Source organism: Bacillus sp. FSL R5-0712, assembly GCF_038593285.1.
GTDB classification, from domain to species: Bacteria; Bacillota; Bacilli; order Bacillales; family Bacillaceae; genus Bacillus; species Bacillus safensis.
In genome coordinates this window covers 2,165,746-2,188,349 of record NZ_CP151981.1, presented here as the reverse complement: position 1 = coordinate 2,188,349, position 22,604 = coordinate 2,165,746, and the positions used below count along the sequence as shown (strand labels likewise).

Here is a 22,604-nt window from a genome sequence, read left to right as displayed (position 1 = left end):
AGAACCCCCAAGGGAGACTGCTCTTTTTTTATATGATTTTATATATTCCACCAATGGTATCCATCTTTTTCTAGAAGCTCATCAGCTTCTTTCGGTCCCATAGAACCAGCAGGATAGTTTGGTTTTAATGTTTTGCTTTCTGCCCATTTCTCAGAAATCGGATCAACGAAGTTCCAAGAAAGTGCCACCTCGTCCCAGTGAGCAAAGTTTGTTGCATCGCCTAGCAAGCAGTCATGAATCAGCTTTTCATATGCTTCTGGTGTATTCATGATGTCGTTATAGTTTGTTTGGTAGTCAAGCTTAATCGGTTTCGCATACGTGCCGCCATCGAGCTTGCGAGCATTCAGGTGAAGGGTGATGCCTTCATCTGGCTGAATATGAATGACGAGTAAGTTTGGATGCATGGCATTTCCGTTTCCATAGTATAGGTTCATTGGAATGTCTTTAAATTGAACTACGATTTGAGTAGATTTCTTTTCTAACCGTTTTCCTGTCCGAATGTAAAATGGCACCCCGGCCCATCTAAAGTTATCAATCAGCAGTTTCCCTGCCACAAATGTTTCTGTGTTTGAGTTCGGGTCAACATTTTGCTCTTTCAGATAAGAAGGAACCTCGCTGCCATCAATCGTACCAGTATCATACTGTCCGCGGACAAAGAATTGATCGACCTCATCTTTAGAAAAAGGACGAAGAGCGCGCAATACTTTCCGTTTTTCGCTGCGGATTTCCTCTGTATTGAGTTTAATTGGCGGCTCCATTGCTAAAAGGGCAACCATTTGAAGCATATGGTTTTGGACCATATCTCTTAGTGCACCAGAATTTTCGTAATATCGAGCCCGGTCTTCAACCCCTAAGGATTCACTGGATGTAATTTGAATGTTTGAGATATAGCGGTTTGTCCAAAGCGGTTCAAAGATAGCATTCGCAAAGCGGATGACCTCAATGTTTTGAACCATTTGTTTACCAAGGTAGTGGTCAATACGATAAATTTGATCTTCTGTGAATGCATCACGAATTTCTTCATTTAATGTTTTGGCACTTGGCAGATCATGCCCAAATGGCTTTTCAATGACAAGTCGTGACCAGCCGGTTGTTTCTGATACGCCCTCACTCTTTAGGAACTTCGCAATCGTTCCGAAGAATTCCGGTGCCATAGCTAAATAGAACATGCGGTTATTTGGAATACTGTACGTATCTTCAAGACCTGTTAGAAGCGTGTTAAGCGATTGATAGGAAGCAGGGCTTGATACGTCAAAATCGTGATAATAGAAATGTGAAATGAATTCTTCTGTTTTCGCTTCTGCATCATCAGAAGAAACAGATTCCTTTACCACAGCTCTGAGGTCCTCATGAGACCATGGACGGCGTCCAACTCCGACAACAGCGAATTGATCACCTAGCTTTCCGCTATGATAAAGTCTATGTATAGAAGGGTAGAGCTTGCGTTTGGCAAGGTCTCCTGTTGCGCCAAAAATGACAATGACTGCTTTAGGGTTGTTAGTTTCTGTATTCACGAGAAGTACCTCACTTTATTCGTAGCATTGTTGTAAAAACCGAGAATGTATGTACATTTTCTTTATTTTAAAGCTTCATTGTTCGTAAAGCAAACATTTGATTCGACTTTTTCTGCTCTCGTTTCACTTTTTTCAAAAATTCCGCTGAATTCACATTTACCTTGTCTTCATGTATTCTATATGAATGAAGATATTGTATACCGGCTTTAGGAGGAAAAGTAATGGAACTGCTCTTTTTAGGAACAGGTGCAGGCATTCCTGCAAAAACAAGAAACGTCACTTGCACAGCGCTAAAGCTTTTAGAAGAAAGAAATGCAGTGTGGCTTTTTGATTGCGGAGAAGCAACGCAGCACCAAATCTTACATACAACGATTAAACCGAGAAAGATCGAGAAAATATTTATAACACATATGCACGGTGATCATGTATATGGCCTTCCGGGACTCCTTGGCAGCAGATCCTTTCAAGGCGGGGAGGATGAATTGACGATCTATGGACCAAAGGGCATTAAGGCCTTTGTGAACGCAGCACTTTCAGCTACTCAAACGCATTTGACATATCCGCTGCATATCATAGAAATAGATGAAGGGGTCGTGTTTGAAGACGATACCTTTCAAGTAGAAGCAAGAAGAGTCTCTCACGGGATTCCAGCTTACGGCTATCGGGTTGTGGAAAAAGATATGCCTGGTTCATTAAAAGCCGAAGACCTAAAAGAAATCGGTGTAAAACCTGGACCTTTGTATCAGAAGTTGAAAAATGGGGAAACCGTGACACTCGAAGATGGAAGAACCATTGATGGAACCGATTATTTGGAACCCCCTAAAAAAGGGAGAATCGTTGCATTTTCAGGAGATACCCGTTTGTGCGAGAATATAACAAGGCTTGCCAAAAATGCGGATGTGTTAGTCCATGAAGCAACATTCGGTAAAGAAGATGCAGATTTAGCCTACAATTATTATCACAGTACAACAGAACAAGCAGCGAAAACAGCAGAGGAAGCAGGCGCAAAAAGGCTCATTTTGACCCATATAAGTGCACGTTACCAAGGAGAAGAGGCACTGAAACAACTGTTGAAAGAAGCCCGCGATATATTCCCGCTGACAGAAGCTGCACATGATTTCTCTTCTTTCCCCATTGAACGCACCCTGTAAAAATTGGATGAATCGTCAAAAAAAGTTGTGTGATTTTTTTGATATTTATGATGACGCTCTTTTTCAGGTAGTGGTAAAATGGTGAAGAAAAAACAAATGACGAATTAAACTATGAAGAATACGGGAGGCACAATCAAAGATGAGCGGTTTTACAGCATTAAGTGAAGCAGAATTGAATGACCTATATGTGGCACTACAAAATGAGTATGAAACTTACAAAAGTAAAAACTTGCACTTAGACATGTCTAGAGGGAAGCCTTCACCAAAACAGCTCGATTTGTCTATGGGCATGCTCGATGTTGTGACATCAAAGGATGCAATGACAGCTGAAGATGGCACAGATGTGCGAAACTATGGCGGCTTGACAGGCCTTCCTGAAACGAAGAAATTTTTTGCAGATGTACTCAATTTAAAGCCAGAACAAATCATCATCGGCGGTAATTCAAGCCTGAATATGATGCATGATACCATTGCACGTGCGATGACTCACGGCGTATGTGACAGCAAAACACCTTGGGGAGAGCTGCCAAAGGTAAAATTCCTTGCACCAAGCCCAGGGTATGATCGTCATTTTGCCATTTGTGAGCTATTTAACATAGAGATGATCACGGTCGATATGAAGGCTGATGGACCTGATATGGATCAGGTAGAAAAATTGGTCGCAGAAGATGAAGCGATTAAAGGCATTTGGTGTGTACCTAAATATAGCAATCCAGACGGTATTACGTATTCAGATGAAGTCGTTGACCGCCTAGCTTCAATGAAAACAAAAGCAGACGACTTCCGCATTTTTTGGGATGATGCATATGCAGTCCACCATCTAACGGATACACCTGATACGTTAAAAGATATTTTTCAAGCAATTGAAGAGGCAGGATACCCGAACCGTGTGTTTATGTTTGCGTCTACGTCTAAAATTACATTCCCAGGCTCAGGTGTTGCACTGATGGCGTCTAGCCCTGACAATGTAAGCTTCACTCAAAAGCAATTATCGATTCAAACGATCGGACCAGACAAAATTAATCAACTAAGACATCTTCGTTTCTTCCAAAATCCAGAAGGTTTGAAGGAACATATGAAAAAGCATGCAGCTATCATTAAGCCAAAATTTGACCTCGTTCTTTCCATTCTTGACGAAAAACTTGGCGGAAAAGATATCGCTGAATGGCACAAGCCAAATGGCGGATATTTCATTAGTTTAAATACACTTGATCATTGTGCAAAAGCTGTTGTGCAAAAAGCAAAAGAAGCAGGTGTCACAATGACAGGTGCAGGTGCAACATACCCATATGGAAAAGATCCGCTTGATCGTAACATTCGCATTGCACCAACATTCCCGACTCTTGAAGAACTAGAGCAAGCGATTGACATCTTTACATTATGTGTTCAGCTTGTCAGTATTGAAAAGCTGCTTTCAGAAAAAAGTCAATCTGCTCCAACGGCATAAATAAAAGAAACTCCTTGACTCATAACGGGTCAAGGAGTTTTTTATTTTAATTAGCAGTTTGATAATAGGAGACAGGTTGTTTGGCTGCGCACCATACATCATAGATAGCAAGCTGTACAATATGCGGTTCATCATGATGAATATAGTGCGAGCTGTTTTGCGCCTGAATCCATCCGCTTTGGGATGACAAAGACAGCATGCGTTTATGAAGTCTGAGCCAAGCTTCATGAGCTGGGTGAAACAATCGGCTCTTACCTGATGAAATGACAAGAAGCGGCATCATTCCATAATGGGTTTGCTCCTCTTTGATTGTGCTTAGCATTTGCTGAAAGTCCTCATGCGTACATTCTGCTGTAAACTGCGCCATATATGAAGTGCGTTCTTCCTTTGATAAAAGCGGCAGGATCACCTGCTCTTGCTCCTCACTTGCCGGGTCTAACAGCACCATACCAATGACATCATCTCCTCTGCGGCTTGCCCATAACCGGCTGACAAGAGAGCCAAATGAGTGAGCGACAATAAGAAATGGCGGCTGAATATTGGCTTCTTTCAGCAGTGCATCTAAATCATCAGCGAGGTCATGCAAGGTTCTTCCTTCACCGCTCTCACTGCTCTTTCCATTTCCTAAACGGTCGTATAAGAAAACCCCAAGCTCTGGGTCAATATCACGTGCCATATTCGACCACGTGTCACTAGAAATGCCGTAGCCTGCTTCAAAGATAATCGTGGCTTGCCTTTTGCCTTGACGATGTTTTGTATAAAAGTGGTGTCCATCTATATGATACATTTTTTCAATCATTGCCGAATTCATTCTTCCATCTCCTCTAAGTGGTTCTTTAGCTAAAAGACGGCACAAAAGGCAGATATGTTTCTCTTAAAAACAAAAAAGATGCCTATTTCGAAAAATAGACACCTTTTTTCCTAAGAGCTTTTACCAAGCGCGATCATATTGACGCGGGCTTTCGATGGATGTACGGAGCTCTTGAGCAGCTGTTTTCGGGAAGTATGGATCCCGTAAAAATTCTCTGCCGATAAAGATCAAATCCGCACGCTGATTTTGTAAAATCTCCTCTGCCTGTACACCAGATACAATCAGACCGACAGCTGCTGTTTGAATGCCGGCTCCTTCTTTTATTTTCTCTGCAAATGTTACTTGGTAGCCGGGGAATGTGTTGATTTTCGCCTGTACGACAGCACCTGAGCTGACATCAATTAAGTCGACACCTTGCTCTTTGAGCCAAGTGGCAATCCCAATATAATCTGCAATATCAAGTCCTTTTGTCGTGTAATCAGAAGCCGACACACGGACAAATAAAGGTCCGTCCCATACGGCGTTGACTGCGTCTACGACTTCTCTTAAGAAACGATAACGGTTCTCTGGTGAACCGCCATAATCGTCTGTTCGGTGGTTCGCCAGCGGTGAAAGAAATTCATTGATCAAATAGCCATGTGCACCATGAATTTCAATGATGTCAAAACCCGCTTTTTTTGCCCGTACAGCTGCATCCTGAAACGCCTGAACGGTATCTTTGATTTGATCAACAGACATCTCGACAGGGGTTTTAGATGTTTCATCAAATGGGATGCTTGATGGTGCAAGAATGTCTCCATCAAGTTCAGCCTTACGTCCTGCATGGGCTAGCTGGATGGCTGTCTTCGTTCCGTATGCTTTGATTTGTTCGTTTAATGAAGCGAATCCTTCGATGTGTTCATCGCTCCAAATACCGAGGTCTTGATCACTAATTCTTCCCTCAGGAGATACAGCACTTGCTTCCACCATGATGAGACCAGCCTGACCTTGTGCACGGGAAATATAATGTGTGAAGTGGAAAGGCTGTAATTTCCCATCACGGTCATAGGATGAATACATACACATCGGGGACATCACGATGCGGTTTTTCAGTGTAACACCTTTTAATGTCCAAGGTGAAAAGAGTTTTGTTTCCAAATACCTTCGCCTCCTCATGGAATTGTATAGCCGATTATAACAGCCATTCAAACTTTCGTCATAAAAGGTGCTCAAAGAATATAGCTTTTATACACGTTTTTGTATAATGGAGAGATAGAGACATCAAAGGGGGAGAACGGATGAAATGGCAAACAGAGAGTGAACTAAGGGAGCTCCTGACAACTCTTATGCAGTATGAAAGCATATCAGGTACAACAGGAGAAGTCGCGTTAGCGGAATATTTATATTATTTGCTAAGGGAGCGGCCTTATTTTGAGCAGAACCCTCATCATTTGGCTTTGCATCCGATGAAAGATGGCCGGTATTATTTAACGGCACTTGTGAAGCGCAGTACGCTGCGGCGTACCGTGCTGCTTCTTAGTCACTTTGATGTAGTCGATACAGAAGATTACGGCGAATTTCAAAACATGGCATGCAAGCCTGAAGAGTTAATGGCTTCCTTTTCGCAAAAAAGTGAGCTTCTTCCAAAGAAGGCAAGAGAGGACCTTGCTTCAGGCGACTGGCTGTTTGGAAGAGGGGCCATGGATATGAAAGCAGGTCTCACCGTGCAGCTTTCTATACTGGAAAGAGCGATGACAGAAACATTTGATGGAAATGTCCTGCTCGTCACAGTTCCTGATGAAGAAGTGAATTCACAAGGAATGCTTGAGGCTGTGCCGAAATTAAAAGAGCTTAAAGAAAAACATGATCTTGACTATAGCGCGTGTTTAAACAGTGAGCCGATGTTTGAAAAGTATCCAGGGGATGAACATCATTATATTTATACAGGCAGTATAGGAAAGGTATTAGCCGGATTTTTCTGTAAAGGGATTGAAACACATGTAGGAGAGCCTTTCTCAGGCTTAAATGCGAATTATATGGTATCTGAACTAAACAGGCTGTTAGAGCTCAATAGTGATTATTGTGAGGAAGTAGATGGTGAAGTAACACCGCCTCCAACGAACTTAATGCAAAAGGACTTGAAAGAAGCCTATTCCGTTCAAACACCTCACACAGCCGTATCTTTATTTAATGTGCTCATGATGAAACGTTCAAGTGAAGAACTGCACGGACTTCTCTATGAAACTGCGAAACAAGCAGCAGACCAAATCGAGGCCAATCTTCAGCAGAAAACAGCGGACTTTCAACGCTTTAAACACTTTACTCCAATTGACACTCAGGTGACGGTTCTTACGTATCACGAGCTGTATCAAAAAGCCGCAGAACGCTCTGGTGAACAGGAAGTTGAGCGCATTGTCAACTATGCATTCGCCAACCGAGGTGAACTTGGAGATCGTGATTTTTCAACGAAAATTGTCTCGGAGCTGACGACACTCTGTAAGGAAGAAGGGCCGCTGATTGTGCTATTTTATAGTCCGCCATTTTACCCTTCTGTGTCCTCAACAGAAGATCCGCATATTCAGACGACATTAAAGAAGATTCAAAAAGAGGCAAAAGAGGTGTATGGACTTGAAGTAGAGGAAGTGAAATATTTCCCGGGATTGTCTGATTTAAGTTACTTACAGCTCGAGAAGCAGGAAGTAGGTTATTATACAACCAATATGCCGCTTTACCAAAAAGGCTATTCTTTACCACAAGGAGAAAAGGAAGCCCTTTACGTTCCAGTCATCAACGTAGGTCCACTAGGAAAGGACCCGCACAAATGGACAGAGCGGCTGCACGTCCCGTTCTCTTTTGGCATTTTGCCAGAATTGCTAGAATCAACGATTCATGCTTTATTAGAGAAAAAATAAGTAGGTGTAATGAAGAGCTCTATCTTGATGATAGGGCTTCTATTTAATAAATAGAAAATGATATTAAAGAAGACTTACATTTATTTGAAGGGGGGTAAGAAAATTAAATGGAAACTGGGAAATTAACAAAAACAGACATCATCACATCACTTCAGGAAAGTATAAGTGAACTAGAGAAGCTAGTGGAGGCTTGTGATGAGCACATGTTGGATCAATCTTTAGGGGAGGAGAAATGGTCAATTAAGCAGCTCACCGGGCATTTGTATGACACAGAAGAAGTCTGGTCAGAGCGGATAGAGCAGGCGATATCAGATCATCACACGCCCTTTCAATCATATGATCCTGAAATATATGTGAGAGAAAGAGCGTATGAATGGTATAACGCAGAGGAGATCAAAGCATTGATCAAACGGATGAAAGAGAGAAGAAACAACACGCTTCGGCTATTAGAAAAAGATATATGGGAACAATCAGGTCTGCATCCGGAAGAAGGAGTGATGACCATCCAAGTATTAGCTGAAACCATCGCTTTACATGAACAACATCATCTGGATCAAATCAAAGCCATCATGTCAATGAGGCAGTGAAAAGCACCTGTCATCAAAACAGGTGCTTTTCAATTTCATTTATACGTACTTGCTGAAAACATTTCGTTTAATTCTGCTGCGCGTTTAGTGGCTGTTTTGACACAATCGACAACGGCCTCTTCAAATTGATAGGCAGCCAGTGTGTTCAGGCCGGCTTCTGTTGTTCCGCCTTCACTTGTGATTTCTTTGCGCAGTTCGGCCGGCTCTTTTCCGCTGTCTTGAAGCATATTAGCGGCGCCCGCAATCATTTGGCAAATGAGTAATTTCGCAGTTGCTTGGTCCATTCCAAGTTCTGAAGCACCTCGCTCCATTCCTTCAATCAAATGATAAATGAAGGCAGGGCCGCTGCCTGCGATGGCTGTCACAGCATTTAGCTGCGATTCATCTAATACTGTGACATGCCCGATCGTTTCAAACAGCTCGACGGCCTTTTTCTTTTGCTCCTCTGTCACTTCATGACTTACGGCAATACCAGTTGCTGACTGCTGAATCGCCGCTGATGTATTTGGCATCGCACGAACGACTGCACTCTTTCCGCCAGCATAGTGTTGAATCGTTTCAATAGAAATACCCGCTAAAATAGAAATGATCAGCTGTCCATGTAAATGAGGACGGACTTCAGAAATTCCGCTTTCTGCATCCTTCGGTTTTAAGGCAAAAACGAGAATATCCGCTTCTTCATAAATAAAGGACCGAGCGAAATCCGTTTTGACCCCATAACGCGCCTGTAATTCCTCTAATCGTTTTTCATTCGTTTTGTTTGTGACAATGATATCTTCATTCGACATCATGCCGCTTTTTAATAAACCTTTGATCATAGACTCTGCCATTGAGCCTGCGCCGATAAATCCAATTTTACTCATAAGCTGCTCCTCCTTGTAGAAAATAAAAAAACCTCTCGCCTGAAAAGGACGAAAGGTTTTTCGCGGTACCACCCTCAATTAGCATGCAAACATGCATACTCAGCTCTAGTCCCTTAACGCGGGAAACGTTTAGGTTTGCCTAACAGCTCAAAGGGCAGGTTCAGCAAATAAGAGGATGGTGAAGTCTTTCAGCCGGCGGACCTCACTCTCTTGCATCATTATTTTGCTTACTAATCCTTGTCATCGCGCATCATATATTTGTTGTTCATTATGCAACGATGGACAAGTTTATGTCAATAGGGGCAGTTAAAAAAATTGCCCGTCTAAACCGCATGACAGTCTGCCTTTTGCAAGATACAATGAAGTAAGAAGGCTTAAGTCCCCACAATCATGAGTCAAAAAGCAGGAGATGACGTATAAAAGTGAAAGAAGAGATCATTCAATTATCCATCCCGACGCCGTTTGCTGTTGGGGATGTGTATGCATATGTATTAAAAGGAGAGGCCGTAACCTTAGTAGATTGCGGGCCGATGACAGAAGAGGCAGAGCATGCTTTTGTCACGCAATTAAAGGAACATCGTTTATCGATAGACGATATTGATCAGGTGGTGCTGACCCATCATCATGCAGATCATGTCGGTCTGTTAAATCTGATGAAACCTCATGTCCGTGTGATCGGACACCAGCTAAATGAGCCGTATATTAGTCAGGATCCAGTGTTTAAGCAGCGCCAAGTGGACTTTATGATTCCTTTTTTTCAGCAGTTAGGTGTCCCGCTTCGGCAAAATGAGTGTGAAAAAATGGTGAAGCAATCTTATACATATTCTTGTACTTCACATGTAGATGAGATCATAAAAGAAGGTGATCGTTTAAGCGGGCATGAACACTTCTTTGTGATGGAAACACCCGGACACGCACAGTCTCATCTTTCCTTTTTAGATGAAACAACGGGGAATTTTATTGGCGGCGACCTGCTTTTGACGACCATTTCTTCAAATCCGTTAATGGAAGCACCATATGAGGGCGAGGAACGTCAAAAATCACTGCTTCAATATAAAGCATCACTCAATCGGTTATTGCGTCTGCCAATCAAGACGATTTATCCAGGACACGGTCAGCTCATCACGTCCCATCATGAATTGATTGAAGAAAGATTTAAAAAACAAGAGAAACGAGCAAATACGATGTATCAGCTGCTTAAACAAAAAGAAATGACGGCCTTTCATCTTTGCCGCAAGCTATTTCCTGTGATGTATGAAGAGGCCTTGTTTTTAACGATGTCTGAGACAGTCGGGCAGCTGGATGTGCTCTTAGAGGCTGGGCGAATTGAAGAAATGCAAAAAGACGGAATCGTCTATTACAGAGCAAACTAAGGAGTGAGACACATGGGGCGATTGACAGGAAAAAGGATTTGGATTACTGGCGCATCTGGGGGCATTGGTGAAAAAATGGCGTACTTGGCAGCAGAAGAAGGCGCAGAAGTCATTATTTCAGCAAGACGAGTGGAAAAGCTTACTAGTGTGAAAGAAAAAATTATGAGTGCTGGCGGGGTGTGTCACATCGCTCAGCTTGATGTCAGCCAGCTTGAGGACATTGATCGCGCGTATGAAGAAGTGGGGCCGGTCGATATTTTGGTCAACAATGCCGGCTTTGGCGTATTCGATCTCGTCGAAGATGCCTCCATAGAGGAAATGGTGTCGATGTTTGAGGTGAATGTGTTTGGCTTAATTGCCTGCACGAAAAAAGTCATCCCTGAGATGAAGCAAAGAGGGCAGGGACATATTATCAATATCGCATCCCAGGCAGGAAAGATTGCGACTCCCAAATCAGCTATTTATTCCGCATCAAAGCATGCCGTTCTTGGATTTTCAAACAGCCTCAGAATGGAGCTGGCAGACTCAGGCATTCACGTGACGACGGTCAATCCAGGACCGATTGCCACAGACTTCTTTACCATTGCTGACCGCAGCGGTGAATATGTGAAGAACGTTGATTTTATGATGCTGAGTGCGGACAAGGTGGCAGGGAAGGTCGTATCTGCCATGATGACGAAAAAGAGAGAGATTAATCTGCCCGGCTGGATGAACGCTGGCAGCAAATTGTATCAGTTATTCCCATTTTTATTTGAAAAAGCAGCACGAAAAGCAATGATGAAAAAATAACAAAAAAGAAACCGGTTTTGAACTGGTTTCTTTTTTTGAGGTATGGCTTCATTGTGACACTTTCTATATCCGTCTTGCCGCTTGCTGAAGCGGGTCCCATACACTGTTAAACGGCGGTGCATAGCTAATATCTAAATCTTCAAGATCTGTTATGGTCAGCTCTTGGTAAAGGGCAGCCGCCACGATATCGATCCGTTTATCTACACCGTTTCTGCCGATGATTTGGGCACCAAGCAAGGTATGGTCATCGCTTCTGTAAATCAGTTTCACTTTCATTTTCTGCGCTTCTGGGTAATACTTCGCGTGATCTGTACTATCAATGGTGATGACGGAGAAAGGAATGTCCGCCTCTTTTGCTTCTTTTTCTGATAAGCCTGTTCGTCCCGCTGTCACGTCCATAAATTTCATGACGGCTGTTCCAGTCACGCCTTGAAACGCCCGGTTTGTCCCTGTCATATGAAATCCTGCGATTCTCCCTTGTTTATTCGCAGTTGTGCCGAGCGGAATATAATCCAGTGATTTTTTGATGCGGTGATAGGTTGCCGCGCAATCACCGGCAGCATAAATGTCTTTTATATTGGTTTGCATGTATTGATTTACTGCAATAGCGCCATTTTGAAGACGCTTGATTCCGGTATGATGTAAAAAGGAGGTTTGCGGAGTGACACCGATGGCCATGATGACCATATCTGTTTGTATGGTTTGTTTGTCTGTGATAACAGCTGTGACATGTGACTTGCCTTCTAATTGCTGTACCGTTTCTCCAAGCGATACGTGAATGCCCTTGGCGTCAGCCTCTTCTTTAAGATATTTTGCCATATCGGAGTCAAAGCCCGGGCCGAGTGCTGCTCCCCGCTGAATGATATGTACGTTTTTTCCGAGCGCTTTTAAATTTTCAGCCATTTCAAGGCCGATATATCCACCGCCAATGATCGTGACATGTGTGATATCCTTTTCTAAATGTTCTAAAATGGACAGCGCATGCGGGATGGTTTTTAATACGTGTACGCCTTCTAATGGCTGGCTGTCTAAATCCAGTGTGACAGGGCTTGCTCCTGTCGCAATTAAGAGGCGGTCGTAGCTTTCTGTAAAGGGTTCTTTTGTTTTCGTATGATGACCCGCCACTGTTTTTTGCTCTGGGTCAATGGAGGTCACTTCGTGTAAGCATCTGGCGTCAATTCCATATTTCTCACGAAAGGTTTCAGCACTGCGTGCGATCAGCTTTCTGTGATCATCAATGAGTCCGCCGATCAAGTAGGGGAGTCCGCACTGTCCATATGAGAAAATCTCTCCTTTTTCAAAAGCAACAATGTATGCATTTGGATCCTCTCTATATATTTGCATAGCGCAGCTCATTCCAGCCGCATCTCCGCCAATCATCACATATTTCATTTAGTGTGCTCCCTTCTATCTATCGTACTGAATACTCTTATTTACCCTCATATTCCTTTTTTTAATGCTTTTTTTCGCAAAACAAACAAACTTTCGTTGAAAAATAAAGACAGCGCCTTCATTTTAAGCTACAATCGGATTATCGTCTTTTTGGGTTACGAGTTTAGTGAAGATTGGTGGGAAAGACTTTGAGTGACACGCGACTAGATTTTAATACGCTATATACGCGCCATACGAGAGAGGCCTGGTCAGCTCTTGGAGAATATATGCCGGTATCTGTTTCAGAAGAGGAAGCAAGAGCGCTGCAAGGGTTAAATGACTATTTATCGCTTGAAGAAGTTCGAGATATTTACATACCGCTTATTCGTTTTCTGACATTACATGTCTTTGCAGAAAAACAAAAAAACCAGCATGTGAATGCCTTTTTAAACTACCCGCATCATGCCAAAATTCCCTTTTTAATTGGGATTGCTGGAAGTGTAGCTGTCGGGAAAAGCACAACGGCTCGTATCATTGAAACGCTTTTATCTAGGCTTGGAGATGGGCTGAAGGTGAGTCTTGTGACAACAGATGGCTTTTTATATCCTCAAAAAGAATTAAAGGATCGAGGGCTGATGGAAAAGAAAGGCTTCCCGGAAAGCTATGATGTCAAAGCCCTGCTGTCTTTTTTGAATGAATTAAAATCAGGTAAACAAACTGTGCATGCCCCGGTATATTCGCATTTGACCTATGACCGGCTTGAAGGGGTGTATGAAACAGTAGAGGATGCGGATATTGTCATTATTGAAGGAATCAATGTGCTCCAATCACCAGCGCTGGATGATCTGAAGGATGAACCGCGTGTGTTTGTATCCGATTTCTTTGATTTTTCGATTTATGTAGACGCCGCTGAAACGCAAATTCAATCATGGTATAAAGAACGGTTTCGTTTGTTAAGAGAAACAGCCTTCCAAGACCCTGAATCCTTCTTTCATCAATATAAAGATTTGACGGATGAAGAGGCAGATCAAATGGCAAGCACCATTTGGAATACCGTGAACCGCCCTAATTTATATCAAAATATTTTACCGACAAAATATCGGGCTGATCTCATTTTGAAAAAAGGGGATCAGCATAAGGTGGAAGAGATCGCCATCCGCCGGGTATAAAGAAAAAACCGCTCAAACGAGAGAGCGGTTTTTTTAATGATCTCCACTTACTTTAACAGCTAGGGCTGCTGCCGATCGCTTTTTTAGACGGTAATATCCAATGAGTAAGAATGGAACGCCTGCGATGGTGATCATTGACAAGACCGTAAAAATGGAGAGGGGATGGGCTGCGCCAAAATAGTCAATGCACAGTCCGCCGACAAATGGTCCGATGACACTGCCGAGCTGAGAAAATCCCATCGCCCCAAAGTACGATCCCTTCACTTCAGGCTTTGCAATATTGTCTACAAAAAGATCCATCATCGCAAACAGCAGAACCTCTCCAATCGTAAACACGACAATGATGAAAGCAAGCATGCCGAGACTTTGTGAAAAAGCAATGGCAAACAAACTGCCGGCAAGAAGAATATTCCCGGTGGTCAGCGACAAAATGGTGGAGTAGCGCTTCGCAATCATAATGAGCGGATATTGTACGACAATGACAACCACTGCATTTAAAGATAAAAGATATCCAAACAGTTTAGGACCATCCTCAATCATAGGTGACGCTGATAAGTATTGAGGCAGCGTTGAGCTTAAATGCGAATACCCGAACGAACATAAGGTAACGCCGATGAGGATGATGCTAAAGACCGTATCTTTTTGGATAATGGAAAGGGCTTTTTTGACGCTGATTTGTTTCGTACTTTCTGGAGCAGCAACTGGATGCTTCTGAAATTGCCAGGCCAGTGTTAATCCATATAACAAATAAATGAAGGCAGCGACAAGAAATGGAAACGTTGTTTTCGATGACCCGAGATATAAGCCAAGCAGCGGGCCGAAGATCACCCCGATATTAATGGCCGTATACCGTAAATTAAAAACAAACAACCGAATACTTGATGGGGTGACATCAGATAAGAGTGCCTTAGACGTCGGTTCAAACAGTGCCCGGCACAGTCCATTTAAAGCGTTCATGAGAAAGAAGACCCAAATGGCATCTGCAAACGCAAAGCCAACAAAGACAAGTGTCCAGCCGAAGATGGATAGAAGCATGACCTTTTTCCTGCCGATTCGGTCAGAAACATAGCCGCCGTAAAAACTCGCCACGATCCCAATAAGGGAGCTGACGGCAATGATTAACCCAGCTGAAGAAGCTGAAGCCCCTTTGACTTGTGTCAAATAAACGGCCAAAAAAGGAATGCTCATGGACGTCGCCATTCGGCCGAATATGGTGCCGATGATGATCGTCCAACTAAGTGGATGTAAAGTACGTAAGTTATTTTTCATGATGTTTCTCCCCTGAGTGTTAAGATGTTCCAATCATACATGAAAAATTGTGCAAATTAAATACACAATTTGATGGAGGAGACATCCGTCATATGGCAGAGGAGGCCCGAATAGCTCGCAAATTTGGAGAGCATGTTTTTTTCTGCCGATGCTTCTAGTCTTTTAGATCTTCTGATTCGTATGGTCATTTAAAGACAATTTAATCAAGATCAATCGCGACAATTTGCTGCAAGGACAGGTGGAGAACATCTTCATCATTGACGATTTTTATGCGCTGCGTTTCATAATGAATGGTTTTCACCCAGCCCCAAAACTGCTGTTTCATACCTGCTGCAGCATATGTCACGCAAATCGCTTGGTCCTCTGTAATCGACTGTGTGATCAAAAAATTCATTTCCTCTAGCTGATCAGTACTCAGCGAAGGAGGTGTGTATTCTTTTTTTTTCCGTTTTTGAGCAAGCAGCTGTTCACGGTGCTCTGGGAGCATCATTCGGCTTGATTCCCACATGATGTTGTATCCAGGTGTTAATTTATTGGGATTCATGGCTGTTCGCCTCCGTTATTTGTAATGTCCACCAATTTTTTCGGCGCGGTGATACGCCTGCCCTGCGCTTGTTAGTGACGAAGCGTGCAAGAGTGCAGCAGGTCCATACTTCATATGGATCGCATCAAATACTTTGCTGAGTCTGTCTTTTTTGAAATGGTGATCAAATAAACTCAGCTGATATTGGCTGTCAGGCTGCAGCTGCGAGAGAGTAATACCTACACTGCGAATGGGCTGGCCGTCCCAGTGCTGCTGACATAGCTGAATAGCTGCTTCTGCAATATCTGTTCCGTATTGTGTGGGTGAATGGAGCTTGATTTGTCTATGAAATCCAGTCGGATGAGAAAAATCAGCGCCTCTTACGCCAACAGACACCGTTTGCCCAACATAATGCTTAAAGCGCGCACGTCTTGCCACTTCTTCACTCAATTCAAGAAGGGCGACTTTGATGTCCTCAAAGGACGCATAATCATGGGGAAGGGTCATATGATGCCCAACCGCTTTTTGCTGATCATGTGTGTGAAGAGTGACCGGGGAAGGGTCGTGTCCTAAAGCAGTTCGCTGCAGAAGCTCCCCGTTGATTCCCCAGCGTTTTTTTAGCCGGTCTAACGGATAAGCAGCAAGCGTCCCGATGGTACTGATGCCCATTCGTTTTAAATGGTGCTCCATCCGTTTGCCGACGCCAAATAATTTTCCAATCGGAAGCGGCCATAAATCAGCCGCAACCCGGTCTGCACGAAGTTCATAGATGCCAGATTTGTTTTTTTTAGCAAAATGGTCACAGGCCATTTTAGCGAGCACTTTATTAGGGCCAATGCCAACACGTGCGTAAATGCCTGTCTGGTTCATAATGGTCGTTTGTATATTTTGAGCGATCTCGCGCGGCGAACCGAGTAGTGTCACACTTCCCGTAATATCGAGAAACTGTTCATCAATTGAATAGGGTTCGACAAGATCTGTGTATTGTTCAAGCAGTTCTGTCATCATGACAGAGACATCAAGGTAGCGCTGCATACGTGGACGTACGACGACGGCTTCAGGGCATTTCTCCTTTGCTTCCCATAATCTTGATGCATTTTGTACGCCCCGTTTTTTAGCGAGCGGGCAGGCCGCAAGTACGACCCCGCTCCGCCGCTCGGGATCTCCTGAGACGATGAGCGGCACATCCTTCAAATGGGGAGCCTCCACTTTTTCGACTGACGCATAAAACGACTGCATATCCACAAGCAGAATGGCTCGTTCATTCATGATTTTCACCTCTTAGAACGTATGTTCTGTATACATTTTAACCGCCAGAAGGTGAAATTGATACTGGTAAATCATTCAAAGAGAAGAGTGTAAATCCATACAAAAAAGACGAAGTGTCTCCACTTCGTCTCATCTGGGTAAAATGAGTCATTTTAAGCATGTGCCAAGTTGTTGGATGTTTGGAGCGGCTCAGAACGCAAACGATAGGCCGTTAGTTTTTTCTTAGGCTTATGGGTAAACTGCCGCACCACATCCACGTGGTCATCGTAATGATACAGATAAAGGGTTACATCATGCTTGCCAAGCTTTGTTTGCATGGTAAGCGGCGCCGGCCCTTCCTGCGGATGAAGAAAACGCTCTTCGTCACCAGGATAAATATAATAGCGTTCAATAAAGATCGCATCATTAAAATGTTGAATAATTTCGGATGTTTGCTGATCATCGAGTGGACGTCCTTGAAACGTCATCGTTGTTTGATCACTTGTTACTTTTGCATGCACCGCATAACGACTAAAAAGGCGTTCAACAACACCCGAAGGCAGCGAAGTGACAAGCAGCTTTAAAAGACTAAACACAACAAGTGAAGTAACAATCCAAACCAATATCATCATCTCCAATAAACATTTGTTACATTTCTTATATGAACAATTTTAACATAACAAAAGAATGGATCTTTCGCATAAAAAGTGAACTTTTTGAAATAAGTGTGAAGATTTAAAAGGAGATGACAGCAAAAGAACGAAGAACCAACAAAGCTGAAAGGAAAAAAGGCTGATACATCACCTTTACAAACAATTGATCAGACAGGTAGACTATTGAAACAGTTGATTTTTGTGAAAAAAGAGCGGTACAGCTAAAAATGAAAAGGGGCGAGGCCATCATGATACGTCAAGTGAAGCCGTCAGATTTTTATGCGGTCACATCCGTCATTCAAAGCTGGTGGGGAGGCAGAGATTTACGCGCGAAATTGCCAAAGCTATTTTTCGAACATTTTCAGCAAACAAGTTTTGTCGTTGTTGAAAAAGGTGAACTGATCGGCTTTCTAGTCGGTTTTTTATCGCAATCGCATTCAGATGAAGCGTATATTCACTTTGTTGGGGTACATCCAGACCACCGGAAATTGAAGATTGGCAAAATTCTCTATCAAGCGTTTTATGAAGCGGTTGAAAAGGAAGGAAGAACAACGATTAAGGCTATTACAGCTCCTGTCAATAAAGTCTCGATTGCTTACCATACAAAGCTCGGTTTTCAGATAGAAAAGGGAGATAAAACAGTGGATGGTATTTCAGTTTTTTCAGATTACGACGGCATTCATGAAGACCGGGTGCTATTTGTGAAAAAGCTGGAGGCGAAAGCATGATCATCAGACTGGATCAAAAAAATGAAGAACAAGCGAAAGAGCTGTTACATATCCAATTGGCTGCATATCAGCGGGAGGCAGAACAAATTGGCTATCAAGATTTACCGCCCTTAAAAGAAACGGTTCAAGACATAATAGAAACAGATGAGATTTTCATAGGCTTTGAAAAAGAGGGGCATTTGTTAGGAATCGCTTCATATGAACTGCATGATGATCGGATCATCCTCAGCCGGTTAGCTGTGCACCCACATCATGTCAATCAAGGAATCGGGACAGCGCTCCTGCAATCCATTATCCAGTATCAAAAAACAATCGAGCTCACAACAGCAGAGGCAAATACACCAGCAATTAAGCTTTATGAAAAACTAGGGTTTAAACAAAAGGCCCGTTTGCAGGTGGAAAACAAGCTGATGTTAACAAAGATGGAACGTTTGATGCTTCGAAAGGTGGAAGTGATTGAATACCAATCGAGCTGGCCAAAACAATTTCAAGATGAGCATGACAAGCTGAAAAAGATAGTTGGCGACAACTGGGTATATGGCCACCATATTGGCAGTACGTCAGTCATAGGAATGGCGGCTAAGCCAATTATTGATATCTTGCTAGAGGTGAAGCATATCAGCACGTTAGATGAGTGTAACCCCCTGTTTCGCCAGCTTGGATATGAACCGCTCGGAGAAAATGGACTCAAGGGAAGACGTTTTTTTAGAAAAGGCGGCTTGAACCGAACACATCACGTTCACGCCTATGAAGCCGGCCATGATGATGTAAAAAGGCATTTGGTGTTCCGAGATTATTTAAAAGCTGCACCTGATCGTGCCAAAGCCTATGCAGATAAAAAGCGTCAATTGGCAAAAGCCTATCCTGAAGATATGGCAAGTTATATCAAAGGAAAAGATGAGCTCATTAAAGAAATTGAACAAGAAGCGTACAATTGGTCAGACCAGTTAAAGACAAATGATCAGACATAAGAGCTAACAGGGCGTGAACATGTTTAATTGATGACTGATATGTTACAATGTAACAATCAACGAAAAAAGGATGTTCGGCATGTATATTCATATAACAGAACCAGCAGCAGCGTTCCTTACAAAACAACAAGCAGGGCATGAAACAAAAGAACTGCTCCTTCGATATGATTCAGATGGGTGCGGCTGTGCGGTAAGCGGTGTCCCAATGATTTGGCTTACAGGTGAAAGAACAGGCGAATGGGAAGAACTCAAGCATAATCAGCTCTTTAAGCTGTACATACACACAGCACAAAAGGTCTTTTTTGACGAGGAAATGACGATTGATTTTAACGAAAAAGCCAACACACTCATGTTGAAAAGTCCTCAACAAATACTCAGCCCGAGAATGGGTATACTTGTAAAGTAAGGTGGAAATGTAGTGGATCAAAAGCTAAAAGTGATACAAAATACGGCACAAAATAAAACATGGGTGTCGTTTTTAAATAACAATCATCCCTATAGCCTTTTGCACTGGTCAATAGGTGGAATGGATTCGGTGAAAAAGGACGTTTGGCTTCTTCAGGATGAAGTCACATTTGAAACAGAAGAATTTCCAACGCTCGAATTAGCTGTCAATTGGATCAAAGAGAATATGGACCAAGTAACAGATGTATTATAAAAGCCCTTTTTCGGAAGGGTTTTTTTCGTGCGTTCATCATCTCATCAAACCGCATGGCTGTCTAATCCGGAAAATGATCTTTTGGGAACGGAAAAAGCCGTTTTTCAACAAACAATTCGACAAAATGAGCAAGCTGGAAATAAAAAAATAATGGCTGTAAATGCCGAAAAATAGGCATTTGTAGCGTTAATTGCGGGATACCGAAAACTTTGCGAAAAATGACATTTCATATTTCTTCCATTCGAGGAAATGTGATAGAATACAACATGTATCGTATATGAGAAGGGAGGTGCTAAAGTGAATTGAAGCTCAAGCTGTCATCGCCTCAGGTTGGAATCAAAATAAACGAATGGTATAGGCAGATTTGCGGATTTCATGTGATGAAAGCAGAGAAGCTGAAGGCGGAGATCGAGCAGGAAATCCTGGAGATGGAGCAGGATCAAAACTTGTTATTGTTTTACCAGCTGATGGATTTTCGCCACAAGGTGATGCTTGAATATTTTGAACCGGCAAAGAAAGCCTCGAATGATGAAGAGATTAAGAATTTGCTAGAAACGATTGAACATTCACAAACGAAATTAACGGATATGCTTGAATACTATGTTCATTTTTTCACAGGAATGTTTGAATTTGAACAGAGAAACTATTTAAGTGCCATTGCTTATTACCGCTCAGCAGAAAAAAAGCTCAATCTCATATCAGATGATATAGAAAGAGCAGAATTTTACTTTAAATTAGCAGAAATTTACTACCACATGAAACAAACCCACTTTTCGATGCACTATGCCTTGCAAGCGTTAGATACGTATTCTGCCTACAGAACGTACACGCTGAGAATCATCCACTGTGAATTTGTCATTGGTGCAAACTATGATGATTTGAAATGCTATGAACATGCATTGCCCTACTTTAAAAATGCTCTAAAGCGAGCACGCTCAATTGGAAACCCTCGAGTCATAGGTTCGGCCCTTTTCAACTTAGGTAACTGTTATTATCAAATGAACGATCTTGCGGAAGCAAGCCGTTATCTGAAAGACTCTATTGAAGTGTTTGAAAAGGAGAATTTAACCCATCTTAATCGCTCTCTAGACCCACTATTTATGCTGACACAAATCCTGTTTAAACAAAAACAAATAGAAGAGTCGTTAACCCTCTATCAACAAGGTATTATGAAGGCCTGTGAATTAGAAGATGAAATTTACATCTGCAAATTTCAGTTCTTAAAAGCATTATACGTTGATGCAGACATAACAATCATAGACGATACATTAGACCTGCTCGAGGACAAGCGCTTATACCCAGATATTGAGGAATTGGCACTTGATGCGGCTCATTATTACAATGAGCTTGGACTGTTTGAAGTATCTACCCGGTTTTACGAAAGGAAAATTCAAGCCATATCAAAAATCCAAAATGGGGGTCATTTATATGAAAACGAGTTTGATAGTTCTTTTATTGGCAGCAACTGCAGGATTATCGGTCATGAGTCAGCAGCAATCGGAAGAGAGCCATATGGAGCTTGCGGGCAGACACCATACAACAGTGGTGACTATCGTATAAGTTAGCTCAAAAAGAGGGGACGAACTGCTGTTCATTCTCCTCTTTTATTTTCATTCAATTCAAATCTTTGAAGAAATGCTTGAATTTCTTGCTCATAAGCTTCCTTATTTTCGCTAAAAGACATTGCATGCGCACCGTGTGGCGCAATAAATAACTGTTTGTCGCCCTTTTTTCGTGCATATAACTGCTGACTTTGCTCACAGGGGATATAGTCGTCATGGCGGCTATGAATAAAAAGTACAGGTTCTTTCACCTGATCAATCACATCAAGAGGGGAAACTTGCCGGATGCGGTATCCGTCCCGCCATTTTAACACTTGATCACTTAGTGGAAGAATCCACTCTCCTGAAAGGCGAAAATCTGTTTTTAATCGATAAAGAAGCTGTTCCTCAAAAGAAGCAAAAGGGCAGTCTGCTATGTAAAAATTGGCGTTTGCTTCCGGCTTTGCAGCATATAACAAGGTCGTGACTGCACCCATTGATTCCCCGTGTATCCCAATGATGGCACTTTCTCCGAGTTTTTGTCTGAGCCACTTTACGATCTTTGCTAGATCTTCTTTTTCATAATATCCATAACTCGTGGTTTTTCCGCCGCTCATCCCATGTCTTCTATGATCATAAAGCATCACATTCCATCCGAGCTTTTGGAATAATTTCATATACTTAACGGAGTTAATCAAACTGACTGTAACACCGTGGCAAAGGACGATTGTGCGTGTTGTATGTGGATACGGCACAAAATAGCCATGGAGATCATAACCAAATGCTGAAGGAATACACACTTTCTCTTTTTTAAGCTGTTGAAATTCCTCATGATGATAATGGCCTCCATCTGATTCTCGTTTGATGAGCTCTTCAACCGTTAATTTTCGAATATACATCATTTTATTGGTGAAAAAAATGCCGATTGCAGCGAGTGGACATAATATGAAGGCAAATATAGCGATCCATTTCTTCATCTAGCCGATTCTTCCTTTCCGGAGTTTTTTCTATGACGATCATACCACATCTTGGGAGATTGGCGTGCCT

General features: G+C 42.5%; 23 protein-coding genes and 1 other annotated feature. Of the genes, 13 read left to right on the top strand and 10 right to left on the bottom strand.

What is annotated here, in order from left to right:
- Positions 1–38: 38 nt before the first annotated feature.
- A complete protein-coding gene (gene zwf, locus NSU11_RS10995; RefSeq protein WP_024428033.1) occupies positions 39–1,514 on the bottom strand; it encodes a glucose-6-phosphate dehydrogenase in 1,476 nt (491 codons plus the stop codon).
- Positions 1,515–1,735: 221 nt separating this feature from the next.
- On the opposite strand from zwf, the gene rnz reads away from it, so the two are divergent.
- On the top strand, positions 1,736–2,665 hold the full coding sequence (rnz, locus tag NSU11_RS10990) for a ribonuclease Z (protein WP_024422900.1): 930 nt from the start codon (positions 1,736–1,738) through the stop codon (positions 2,663–2,665).
- Between the two features lie 139 nt (positions 2,666–2,804).
- The gene (locus tag NSU11_RS10985) at positions 2,805–4,112 is read left to right on the top strand and encodes an aminotransferase class I/II-fold pyridoxal phosphate-dependent enzyme (protein ID WP_176967010.1); all 1,308 of its coding nucleotides are present in this window, start codon (positions 2,805–2,807) and stop codon (positions 4,110–4,112) included.
- A gap of 46 nt (positions 4,113–4,158) precedes the next feature.
- On the opposite strand, the gene NSU11_RS10980 is transcribed toward NSU11_RS10985, so the two are convergent.
- Together NSU11_RS10980 and namA are read right to left on the bottom strand one after the other, a co-directional pair.
- Positions 4,159–4,923 (bottom strand): alpha/beta hydrolase, encoded by a 765-nt coding sequence (locus NSU11_RS10980; RefSeq protein WP_024422899.1) that lies wholly within the window; start codon positions 4,921–4,923, stop codon positions 4,159–4,161.
- Between the two features lie 120 nt (positions 4,924–5,043).
- The gene (gene namA, locus NSU11_RS10975; protein ID WP_024422898.1) at positions 5,044–6,060 is read right to left on the bottom strand and encodes an NADPH dehydrogenase NamA; all 1,017 of its coding nucleotides are present in this window, start codon (positions 6,058–6,060) and stop codon (positions 5,044–5,046) included.
- Between the two features lie 140 nt (positions 6,061–6,200).
- Between namA and NSU11_RS10970 the strand changes: the two genes are divergently transcribed.
- Complete coding sequence (locus NSU11_RS10970; protein WP_024422897.1) at positions 6,201–7,814, top strand: M20/M25/M40 family metallo-hydrolase; 1,614 nt, start codon at positions 6,201–6,203, stop codon at positions 7,812–7,814.
- A gap of 107 nt (positions 7,815–7,921) precedes the next feature.
- Entirely contained in the window at positions 7,922–8,401 is a 480-nt protein-coding gene (locus tag NSU11_RS10965; protein WP_024422896.1) for a DinB family protein, read from the top strand.
- Between the two features lie 35 nt (positions 8,402–8,436).
- On the opposite strand, the gene proC is transcribed toward NSU11_RS10965, so the two are convergent.
- On the bottom strand, positions 8,437–9,264 hold the full coding sequence (proC, locus tag NSU11_RS10960; RefSeq protein ID WP_024428040.1) for a pyrroline-5-carboxylate reductase: 828 nt from the start codon (positions 9,262–9,264) through the stop codon (positions 8,437–8,439).
- A gap of 41 nt (positions 9,265–9,305) precedes the next feature.
- Positions 9,306–9,517, bottom strand: a binding site (T-box leader).
- A gap of 169 nt (positions 9,518–9,686) precedes the next feature.
- On the opposite strand from proC, the gene NSU11_RS10955 reads away from it, so the two are divergent.
- Complete coding sequence (locus tag NSU11_RS10955) at positions 9,687–10,637, top strand: MBL fold metallo-hydrolase (protein WP_044332765.1); 951 nt, start codon at positions 9,687–9,689, stop codon at positions 10,635–10,637.
- Positions 10,638–10,649: 12 nt separating this feature from the next.
- The gene (locus NSU11_RS10950) at positions 10,650–11,426 is read left to right on the top strand and encodes an SDR family oxidoreductase (RefSeq protein WP_061109320.1); all 777 of its coding nucleotides are present in this window, start codon (positions 10,650–10,652) and stop codon (positions 11,424–11,426) included.
- A 63-nt stretch (positions 11,427–11,489) separates the two neighbouring features.
- Here NSU11_RS10950 and NSU11_RS10945 read toward each other — a convergent pair whose 3' ends face one another.
- A complete protein-coding gene (locus NSU11_RS10945) occupies positions 11,490–12,818 on the bottom strand; it encodes a CoA-disulfide reductase (RefSeq protein ID WP_283859490.1) in 1,329 nt (442 codons plus the stop codon).
- Positions 12,819–13,006: 188 nt separating this feature from the next.
- Between NSU11_RS10945 and coaA the strand changes: the two genes are divergently transcribed.
- On the top strand, positions 13,007–13,966 hold the full coding sequence (coaA, locus tag NSU11_RS10940) for a type I pantothenate kinase (RefSeq protein ID WP_044332772.1): 960 nt from the start codon (positions 13,007–13,009) through the stop codon (positions 13,964–13,966).
- 33 nt (positions 13,967–13,999) lie between these two features.
- Here coaA and NSU11_RS10935 read toward each other — a convergent pair whose 3' ends face one another.
- The 4 genes from NSU11_RS10935 to NSU11_RS10920 all read right to left on the bottom strand — a co-directional run bounded on the left by NSU11_RS10935 (position 14,000) and on the right by NSU11_RS10920 (position 17,629).
- Positions 14,000–15,235, bottom strand: coding sequence for an MFS transporter (locus tag NSU11_RS10935; RefSeq protein ID WP_171464495.1), 1,236 nt, complete (start codon positions 15,233–15,235; stop codon positions 14,000–14,002).
- Positions 15,236–15,434: 199 nt separating this feature from the next.
- The gene (locus tag NSU11_RS10930) at positions 15,435–15,779 is read right to left on the bottom strand and encodes a YolD-like family protein (protein WP_041117889.1); all 345 of its coding nucleotides are present in this window, start codon (positions 15,777–15,779) and stop codon (positions 15,435–15,437) included.
- Between the two features lie 15 nt (positions 15,780–15,794).
- Entirely contained in the window at positions 15,795–17,027 is a 1,233-nt protein-coding gene (locus tag NSU11_RS10925; protein WP_171464494.1) for a DNA polymerase IV, read from the bottom strand.
- A gap of 152 nt (positions 17,028–17,179) precedes the next feature.
- Positions 17,180–17,629 (bottom strand): YfmQ family protein, encoded by a 450-nt coding sequence (locus NSU11_RS10920; RefSeq protein WP_024422888.1) that lies wholly within the window; start codon positions 17,627–17,629, stop codon positions 17,180–17,182.
- A 278-nt stretch (positions 17,630–17,907) separates the two neighbouring features.
- Between NSU11_RS10920 and NSU11_RS10915 the strand changes: the two genes are divergently transcribed.
- From NSU11_RS10915 to NSU11_RS10890, 6 genes are all read left to right on the top strand, one after another.
- Positions 17,908–18,387: a GNAT family N-acetyltransferase gene (locus NSU11_RS10915; RefSeq protein ID WP_044332776.1), complete on the top strand. Its 480-nt coding sequence runs from the start codon at positions 17,908–17,910 to the stop codon at positions 18,385–18,387.
- Complete coding sequence (locus tag NSU11_RS10910) at positions 18,384–19,358, top strand: GNAT family N-acetyltransferase (RefSeq protein ID WP_044332778.1); 975 nt, start codon at positions 18,384–18,386, stop codon at positions 19,356–19,358. Before NSU11_RS10915 ends, NSU11_RS10910 begins: the two co-directional genes overlap by 4 nt.
- 79 nt (positions 19,359–19,437) lie before the next feature.
- The gene (locus NSU11_RS10905) at positions 19,438–19,764 is read left to right on the top strand and encodes an iron-sulfur cluster biosynthesis family protein (protein WP_024428050.1); all 327 of its coding nucleotides are present in this window, start codon (positions 19,438–19,440) and stop codon (positions 19,762–19,764) included.
- A 12-nt stretch (positions 19,765–19,776) separates the two neighbouring features.
- Complete coding sequence (locus NSU11_RS10900; protein ID WP_024422884.1) at positions 19,777–20,016, top strand: YqkC family protein; 240 nt, start codon at positions 19,777–19,779, stop codon at positions 20,014–20,016.
- Positions 20,017–20,043: 27 nt separating this feature from the next.
- Positions 20,044–20,190 (top strand): hypothetical protein, encoded by a 147-nt coding sequence (locus NSU11_RS10895; protein WP_155762198.1) that lies wholly within the window; start codon positions 20,044–20,046, stop codon positions 20,188–20,190.
- 128 nt (positions 20,191–20,318) lie between these two features.
- Positions 20,319–21,581 carry a tetratricopeptide repeat protein gene (locus NSU11_RS10890; protein WP_024428051.1) on the top strand — a complete coding sequence of 421 codons (1,263 nt, stop codon included), beginning with the start codon at positions 20,319–20,321 and terminating at the stop codon, positions 21,579–21,581.
- 26 nt (positions 21,582–21,607) lie between these two features.
- Here the strand turns inward: NSU11_RS10890 and NSU11_RS10885 are convergent, their stop codons facing one another.
- Positions 21,608–22,534, bottom strand: coding sequence for an alpha/beta fold hydrolase (locus tag NSU11_RS10885; protein WP_342493577.1), 927 nt, complete (start codon positions 22,532–22,534; stop codon positions 21,608–21,610).
- Between the last annotated feature and the right edge of the window lie 70 nt (positions 22,535–22,604).

Excerpts from the sequence above, each read along its gene's own strand:
- rnz (WP_024422900.1), top strand. The coding sequence starts at position 1,736 with ATGGAACTGCTCTTTTTAGGAACAGGTGCAGGCATTCCTGCAAAAACA.
- NSU11_RS10985 (WP_176967010.1), top strand. The coding sequence starts at position 2,805 with ATGAGCGGTTTTACAGCATTAAGTGAAGCAGAATTGAATGACCTATAT.
- NSU11_RS10980 (WP_024422899.1), bottom strand. The coding sequence starts at position 4,923 with ATGAATTCGGCAATGATTGAAAAAATGTATCATATAGATGGACACCAC.
- NSU11_RS10970 (WP_024422897.1), top strand. The coding sequence starts at position 6,201 with ATGAAATGGCAAACAGAGAGTGAACTAAGGGAGCTCCTGACAACTCTT.
- NSU11_RS10965 (WP_024422896.1), top strand. The coding sequence starts at position 7,922 with ATGGAAACTGGGAAATTAACAAAAACAGACATCATCACATCACTTCAG.
- proC (WP_024428040.1), bottom strand. The coding sequence starts at position 9,264 with ATGAGTAAAATTGGATTTATCGGCGCAGGCTCAATGGCAGAGTCTATG.
- NSU11_RS10950 (WP_061109320.1), top strand. The coding sequence starts at position 10,650 with ATGGGGCGATTGACAGGAAAAAGGATTTGGATTACTGGCGCATCTGGG.
- NSU11_RS10945 (WP_283859490.1), bottom strand. The coding sequence starts at position 12,818 with ATGAAATATGTGATGATTGGCGGAGATGCGGCTGGAATGAGCTGCGCT.
- NSU11_RS10935 (WP_171464495.1), bottom strand. The coding sequence starts at position 15,235 with ATGAAAAATAACTTACGTACTTTACATCCACTTAGTTGGACGATCATC.
- NSU11_RS10930 (WP_041117889.1), bottom strand. The coding sequence starts at position 15,779 with ATGAATCCCAATAAATTAACACCTGGATACAACATCATGTGGGAATCA.
- NSU11_RS10925 (WP_171464494.1), bottom strand. The coding sequence starts at position 17,027 with ATGAATGAACGAGCCATTCTGCTTGTGGATATGCAGTCGTTTTATGCG.
- NSU11_RS10915 (WP_044332776.1), top strand. The coding sequence starts at position 17,908 with ATGATACGTCAAGTGAAGCCGTCAGATTTTTATGCGGTCACATCCGTC.
- NSU11_RS10910 (WP_044332778.1), top strand. The coding sequence starts at position 18,384 with ATGATCATCAGACTGGATCAAAAAAATGAAGAACAAGCGAAAGAGCTG.
- NSU11_RS10905 (WP_024428050.1), top strand. The coding sequence starts at position 19,438 with ATGTATATTCATATAACAGAACCAGCAGCAGCGTTCCTTACAAAACAA.
- NSU11_RS10885 (WP_342493577.1), bottom strand. The coding sequence starts at position 22,534 with ATGAAGAAATGGATCGCTATATTTGCCTTCATATTATGTCCACTCGCT.